The organism is Pseudonocardia pini, assembly GCF_013870575.1.
Classification (GTDB): Bacteria; Actinomycetota; Actinomycetes; order Mycobacteriales; family Pseudonocardiaceae; genus Pseudonocardia; species Pseudonocardia pini.
Genome location: NZ_JACBXB010000343.1, coordinates 1 through 5,723, shown reverse-complemented (window position 1 = coordinate 5,723; position 5,723 = coordinate 1). Strand labels below are relative to the sequence as shown.

The 5,723-nt window shown below is 71.0% G+C and carries 7 protein-coding genes; 2 read left to right on the top strand and 5 right to left on the bottom strand.

Annotated elements, in window-relative coordinates:
• Positions 1-472: DUF2255 family protein (locus H5J29_RS18965; RefSeq protein ID WP_220187624.1), on the top strand; the 472-nt coding region annotated here is incomplete at its 5' end.
• Between the two features lie 500 nt (positions 473-972).
• Here H5J29_RS18965 and H5J29_RS18960 read toward each other — a convergent pair.
• Together H5J29_RS18960 and H5J29_RS18955 are read right to left on the bottom strand one after the other, a co-directional pair.
• Positions 973-1,947: an NAD-dependent epimerase/dehydratase family protein gene (locus H5J29_RS18960; protein WP_181782331.1), complete on the bottom strand. Its 975-nt coding sequence runs from the start codon at positions 1,945-1,947 to the stop codon at positions 973-975.
• A gap of 27 nt (positions 1,948-1,974) precedes the next feature.
• Positions 1,975-2,925, bottom strand: coding sequence for an MBL fold metallo-hydrolase (locus H5J29_RS18955; RefSeq protein ID WP_181782329.1), 951 nt, complete (start codon positions 2,923-2,925; stop codon positions 1,975-1,977).
• A 232-nt stretch (positions 2,926-3,157) separates the two neighbouring features.
• Between H5J29_RS18955 and H5J29_RS18950 the strand changes: the two genes are divergently transcribed.
• On the top strand, positions 3,158-4,123 hold the full coding sequence (locus H5J29_RS18950; RefSeq protein WP_181782326.1) for an AsnC family transcriptional regulator: 966 nt from the start codon (positions 3,158-3,160) through the stop codon (positions 4,121-4,123).
• Positions 4,124-4,133: 10 nt separating this feature from the next.
• Here the strand turns inward: H5J29_RS18950 and H5J29_RS18945 are convergent, their stop codons facing one another.
• From H5J29_RS18945 to H5J29_RS18935, 3 genes are all read right to left on the bottom strand, one after another.
• On the bottom strand, positions 4,134-4,934 hold the full coding sequence (locus H5J29_RS18945) for a cyclase family protein (RefSeq protein WP_181782324.1): 801 nt from the start codon (positions 4,932-4,934) through the stop codon (positions 4,134-4,136).
• Between the two features lie 17 nt (positions 4,935-4,951).
• Positions 4,952-5,287 (bottom strand): ferredoxin family protein, encoded by a 336-nt coding sequence (locus H5J29_RS18940; protein ID WP_181782322.1) that lies wholly within the window; start codon positions 5,285-5,287, stop codon positions 4,952-4,954.
• A gap of 2 nt (positions 5,288-5,289) precedes the next feature.
• A partial coding sequence (locus tag H5J29_RS18935; RefSeq protein ID WP_181782321.1) for an NAD(P)/FAD-dependent oxidoreductase occupies positions 5,290-5,723 on the bottom strand: 434 nt, incomplete at its 5' end.

Here is a 5,723-nt window from a genome sequence, read left to right as displayed (position 1 = left end):
ACACCCGTCCCCCGTTCGGCCGGCGGTGGCGGACCCGCGGCCCGACGCGCACGATCACGGCATGGCTGCGAAGTGGACGTCGGACGAGCTGGCGACGATCGACGCGGCGGACGAGCTGCACGTGGCCGTGCCCCTCGCGGACGGGACCCTGCGCCGGGCCGTGCCGGTGTGGGTCGTGCGCGTCGGAGGCGAGGTGTTCGTCCGGACCTGGCACCGCCGGGACACCGGCTGGTACGGACGCGCGGTCGCCACGTCCCGGGCACGGGTCCGGGTGCCGGGTGTCGTGCTACCGGATGTCGACCTGCCGGGTGTCGAGGTGGACGTGACGGTGGAGGACGTCGGCGCGGACCGGCGCGAGGCCGTCGACGCCGCCTACCGCGACAAGTACGCGCGCTACGGCGGCTCGGCGGAGCGGATGACCGAGGACGACGCGGCCGCCACCACGCTCCGCCTGGTCCCCACCGACGCCTGATCGCGGCCCCGGTGAGGCCGTCCGGCCGATCCGGGCAGGCGGCCCGCGCCGCCACCGTGTCCGCGTGCCGCAGCGCGGCATGGTCGCCGACCGGACCCCGGTGCAGAGCGTGGTCGTGCGGCTCGCGGGGTACGTCCCGCTGCTCCCGGTGAGCATGCTGACCGTCGTCGCCCCGGTCCTGACCGGGATCTGGGCAGGCAGGCCGCGGGTGCTCGAACGACCCCGGCTCCACCTGCCGCTCCTACGTCGCGTCGCGTGGATCGGCCTGCCGGTCGCCGTCCTCGGGGCGGTGCCGCTCACGCTGCAGGCCGTCGGGGGGTGGGGCCCGGACTCGATCGCCGCCGCGTGCCGCGTGAGCGTGCTGCACTTACCTCGCGCAGTCGGTGGTCTGGCTGGTCGCCGCAGAGCCGTTGCTGCTCGACGTCCGCGGCGACCTCGGCGTCGCCGCCGCCGCGGGCGTCGGTGTCCTGACGTGGCCGGCCCGGTCCGGCATCACGCCTTCAGGCGCGCACCGCCGATGCTGCCGCCTTTCGGCGCGGACCGGGGTAGTAGGCCTCGAGCTCGAGGGGCCGGGGCAGAGAGGTGATCTCCTCGACGACGCCGGGACGTGAGGGCTCCCAGCCGAGCTCACGCATGGCCTTGGCACCGGAGGCGCGCACGTTGGCCCAGAAGTCCAGCTCGCCGGCGCGGCCGTTGAGAGCGCGCATCCGTGGGTAGTCGACACATTCGACCGCGCCGCCGAGACCGGCCGCGACGCTGACGGCCTCGGCCATCTCGAGGGTCGGCACGGTGTCCACGGCTCCGAGGAACAAGCCCTGGGTGGCGGGGTCTCGGAGGACGAGGGCGTAGAGGTCGGCGAGGTCGTCGACATGGACGTAGGTGAAGGCGTTGTCGCTGGTGGAGACGGCGTGTACGACGCCGTGGCGGCGAACCCCGCCGAAGGTGCGGGCGATGGGTCCGATGTAGCCGCCGTCGCGGCCGTAGACCTGGCCGGGGGCGATGACGATCGCGCGCACCCGATCCTGCTCGGTGACGCGACGGTGGATGGTGCCGAGATGGGCGTAGAAGTACGCGGGGCTGATGGGGTCGTCCTCTGTCACCGTGCGGCTGGGGATGGCGATGCCGGTGTCCATCCACAGGCCGGTGCCGGAGGTGAGGACGTAGGGCTTGTCGGTCCCGTCGAGTGCATCGAGCAGGACGTCGGTGGTCCGGACGGTCGCGTCGATCGTCTCGAGGGCTTGGGTGAGGAAGCCGCCGGTCGAGATCTGCACGACGCCGTCTGCGGCCTTCGCGGCCTCGGCGAGCACCTCGGCGTCGCCGAGGGCGCCGGGGACCGGGGTGACGCCGGCAGCCCGGAGGTCGGCCTCGGCCCGCGGGCTGCGGGCCAGGCCGGTGAGGCGGTGGCCGTCGGCCTGCAGCCGTTCGGCGACGGAACGGCCGATGTAGCCGGAACCGCCGATGAGGAAGAGGTTCACGAGAGGTTCTCCTTGGTCGCGGGGTGATCAAGCCGAGGTGGCGAAGCCTTCGAGGGCTGCGATGCGGGAGAGCACGGTCAGCCGGTCGGGGCGGTCCATGCTCGGGTCGAGCTGTTGGTAGACGTTGAGCACGTTCTGGGCGAGGCGCCCGTGTTCGGGGAGGTCGCGATAGGCGCCGAGATCGATCGAGGCGATCGCCTCGTCGACGCCGAGCCCGTCCTCGTAACGCTTGCGCGCCTCGCTCTCGACGAAGACGAGGTACTCCCGCATCGCGTGGACCTCGTCCTTGCCGCTGACCGGACCGTGTCCGGGAACGATGGTGGCGACGTCCATGTCGAGGATGCGGTCGAGCGCCGCGATCCAGCGGTCCAGCGGGCCGGCCCAGGCGATGGGGGTGCCACCGACGAAGAGGATGTCGCCTGCGTAGAGCAACCGGGCGTCGGGTACGTGGACGAGGGTGTCGCCCGGGGTGTGCGCGGGGCCGACCTGGATGAGGCGGACCTCGCGACCGCCGACATCGAGGCTCTCCACTCCGGTGAACGTCCGGTCCGGACCGGTCGCGGTGATCCCGTCGAAGGTGAACGGGCCGAAGATGTGTCGAGCGAAGTCGCCCGTAGGTCCCTGCAGCCTCTTGAGCGCGGCGAGGGAGTCCACGGCCTCCTGCGTCATCAGTGCCGCGGCGGGCTCGGACGCCACGATCTCGACGTCGTACGCAGCGAGCACCTCGTTGCCGAAGACGTGGTCGCCGTCGGAGTGGGTGTTGACCACCGTGCGCACTGGATGGGCGTCGGTGACGGTGCGGATGCCGTCGAGCATCTCCCTCGTCAGGGCCAGATCGAACAGCGTGTCGACCATGAGCGAGGCGCCGGAGCCGGTGATCAGACCGGAGTTGCTCCACCCCCAGCTTCCGTCGGGCAGCAGCCAGGCATGGCATCCGTGACCGAGGTGGTGCAGTCCCTTGCGGTAGGGAGCCGACATGGCCTCACCCCGCCGACGCGACGACACGGTCAGGGCCGTCGCAGGCCCACGAGAACGGCGGAGCCGTCGACCCCGTCCGGTTCAGCGTGTCGTGGCGGTGCGGGCCTCGACGGACACGCCGCCGAGGTGTTAAGGTCGATTTTCGGCATCTATTGGGCATTTGTTGACGATATCAGGATCGGCCTAGCGGAGGGAACGGATTGTGATGGCCGGGCGAAGCCGCCGGACGGAGTTGGATGGCCTCGATCAAGCCCTGATCGCCGCGCTCGAACAGGACGGGCGTGCCACGAACGTCGAGCTGGCTCGCTCGCTGGGCGTCTCGGAGAAGACCGTCCGGCTGCGAATCACCCGCCTGCTGACCGAGCACGGGTTGCGGGTCAGAGCCCATATGCCCGTCGACACGAGCGCCAGCCGGATGGTCTTCCTCCTGCACACACAGCCCGGGCGCCGCTTCGACGTCGCGGAGTTCCTCTCCTCACGGCCGGAGGTCGAGCACGTGTACCTGGCCACCGGGTTCTCGGACGTTCTCGTGCACGCCGTGTTCGCCGACGACGGCGCTGCGCTCAGATTCCTGGTCGACACCGTCGAGTCGCATGACGGGGTGCGCGCGACGGACTCCTGTCATCTCATCCGTGAGGTGGGCGGCCCAGCCCTCGCCCCGGACGACCGCCACCACCCGGAGGTCGACAAGCAGGTCCTCGCCGACCTCATGATCGGGCCGCAACCCGCCGCGACGCTCGACGGGTTGCTCGACGCGATCTGCGTCGCCGTCACGAACGGCCTCGGAGCGGACCGCGTCCTGGTCGGTGTTCGAAGCGACCCTCACGCCCGAGCGCCGATACTGCGGTCCCGAGGACTCAGCCGGGGCTACATCGACGCACTGGCCGAGCGCATCGCGCAAGGCTGGACCCCCGGTGTCGTCCGGCAGGTGTGGGACACACGACTGCACGTCGTCCTGCCGGACGCCCGGACCGATCGCCTCTTCGAGGGCGCCCACGACCTCGTGCGGGCCGAGGGCTACGTGACGATGATGAACCTGCCGGTGCTCTACGGCGACTCCCTCATCGCCACCATCAGCGGGTACTTCGACGACGCCACGAGCCTCGACGACGACTACCTCTCGACCGCTCAGGGTGTCGCCGATCATTTCGCGGTCGCTCTGGCCCGCAAGATCGGATGGCTCCCCCCTGCACTCTGACCCGGTCGGATCAGTCCTCGAGGAACGCCACGGCTCGCGCCGGGGCCGCGCTGGTGCGCGGCAGCTTGAGCGGGAAGAAGCCGACCGTGAAACCGGTGAGCGGCAGGGCCTCGAGGTTCGTCATCTGTTGGACGATGAAGGCCTCCCGGTCGCGCACCGCGAAGTGCCCGTCCCAGATCTCCTTCGGGTCGCCCGTCCTCTCGAACGCCTCCCGCATCACGCGGAACGGGCGGTCCCAGGCCAGCGCGTCCGTGCCGAGGATCCGTGCGCCACGCGAGGTGAGGAAGCGGGTGCCGTCGCCGCTCATGCCCGGGTAGTCGTAGTACTCGACGTCCGCCATCGTGTACCGCTCCTGCCCGGTCCGGATGAGGACGGCGTCACCCTCCTCGATCTCCCGACCGGTCGCCTTGACCGCGGCCTCCAGCGCGTCGATCGGGATGGCCGTACCCGGCTCCACCCACTCCCGGACGTCGAGCACCATCCCGGGCCGGAACAGCTCCTCGAGCGTGATGTCGCTCAGGGTCCGGGCCGGTCTTCCCTCGATCAACCGGCCGCTGTGCAGCGGGGCGTCGACGTGGGTGCCGCAGTGGGTGTTCATGTCGGACAACATGTCCTCGCCCCACCCCTCGCCGTCGGGTAGGTCACCGGGCTCGCAGCCGAAGATGTCCATCATCCGGGTGCGGCCCTCGCCGTCCGGGCTCATGTAGTGGATCTTCGGGGCGACCACCGTCTCGAGCGCCTTGAACGACTCGTGCACCAGTGCCCGGTTCTCCGGGTCCATGGTGCGGGTGAGGTCGACGAGCCTGGGCATCGGTACTCCTTCGGGGATCAGGGACGGGAACGGACGAGCTCGGTGTCGGCACCGACCGGTCCGACGAGCGAAGCGCCGCCGGGGGCGACGCCGAGGGGTCGGTCGCGGCCGGGCAGCAGCTCGAGGAAGAACGCCGCGTTGTCCGCGACGAACGGCTCCTGACCGGGAACGGTCTCGCGGTCGGTGAAGATCGCCGAGACCGGGCACGCGGGCTGGCAGTTGCCGCAGTCGATGCATTCCACCGGGTTGATGTAGAGCTTGCGCTCGCCCTCGTAGATGCAGTCGACCGGACATTCCTCCAGGCACGAGCGATCGGTCTCGTCGATGCACTGCTCGCCGATGACGAAGGGCATTCTCAGCTCCCGGTGTGCGCGGGGACGGACTGTTCGGTGGAGTGGCCGGGGAACACCGCGGCGCCGGGGTCCATCCCGGCGCAGGCGTTGTTCACGGCCGTGGCGGCCTCGGCGAAACCGACCGCGATCAGCGGGACCTTGCCGCCGTAGGTGGTGATGTCCCCGGCGGCGTACACCCCGGGGACGGTGGTGTGCATGTCCGTGCCGACGGCGACGTGCCGCCGGTCCCGGACGTCGAGGCCCCAGTCGAGCAGCGGGCCCAGCCGGGCGGTGAAGCCCAGCGCGGCGACGATTCGGTGGCACGGCACGTCGACGGGCTCGCCGCGGACCGTCACGTCGAGGGCGTGCAGGTCCGGATCGCGCCGACCTGCGGTGACGGTGGCGTCGGTGAGGATCCGGACGCCGAGACGCCTGGCCTCGGCGACCGTGGCCTCGT

What these genes read in the sequence shown, in the direction of transcription:
- H5J29_RS18955 (WP_181782329.1), bottom strand. Translation starts at nt 2,925, where the DNA reads ATGTCGGCTCCCTACCGCAAGGGACTGCACCACCTCGGTCACGGATGC.
- H5J29_RS18945 (WP_181782324.1), bottom strand. Translation starts at nt 4,934, where the DNA reads ATGCCCAGGCTCGTCGACCTCACCCGCACCATGGACCCGGAGAACCGG.
- H5J29_RS18940 (WP_181782322.1), bottom strand. Translation starts at nt 5,287, where the DNA reads ATGCCCTTCGTCATCGGCGAGCAGTGCATCGACGAGACCGATCGCTCG.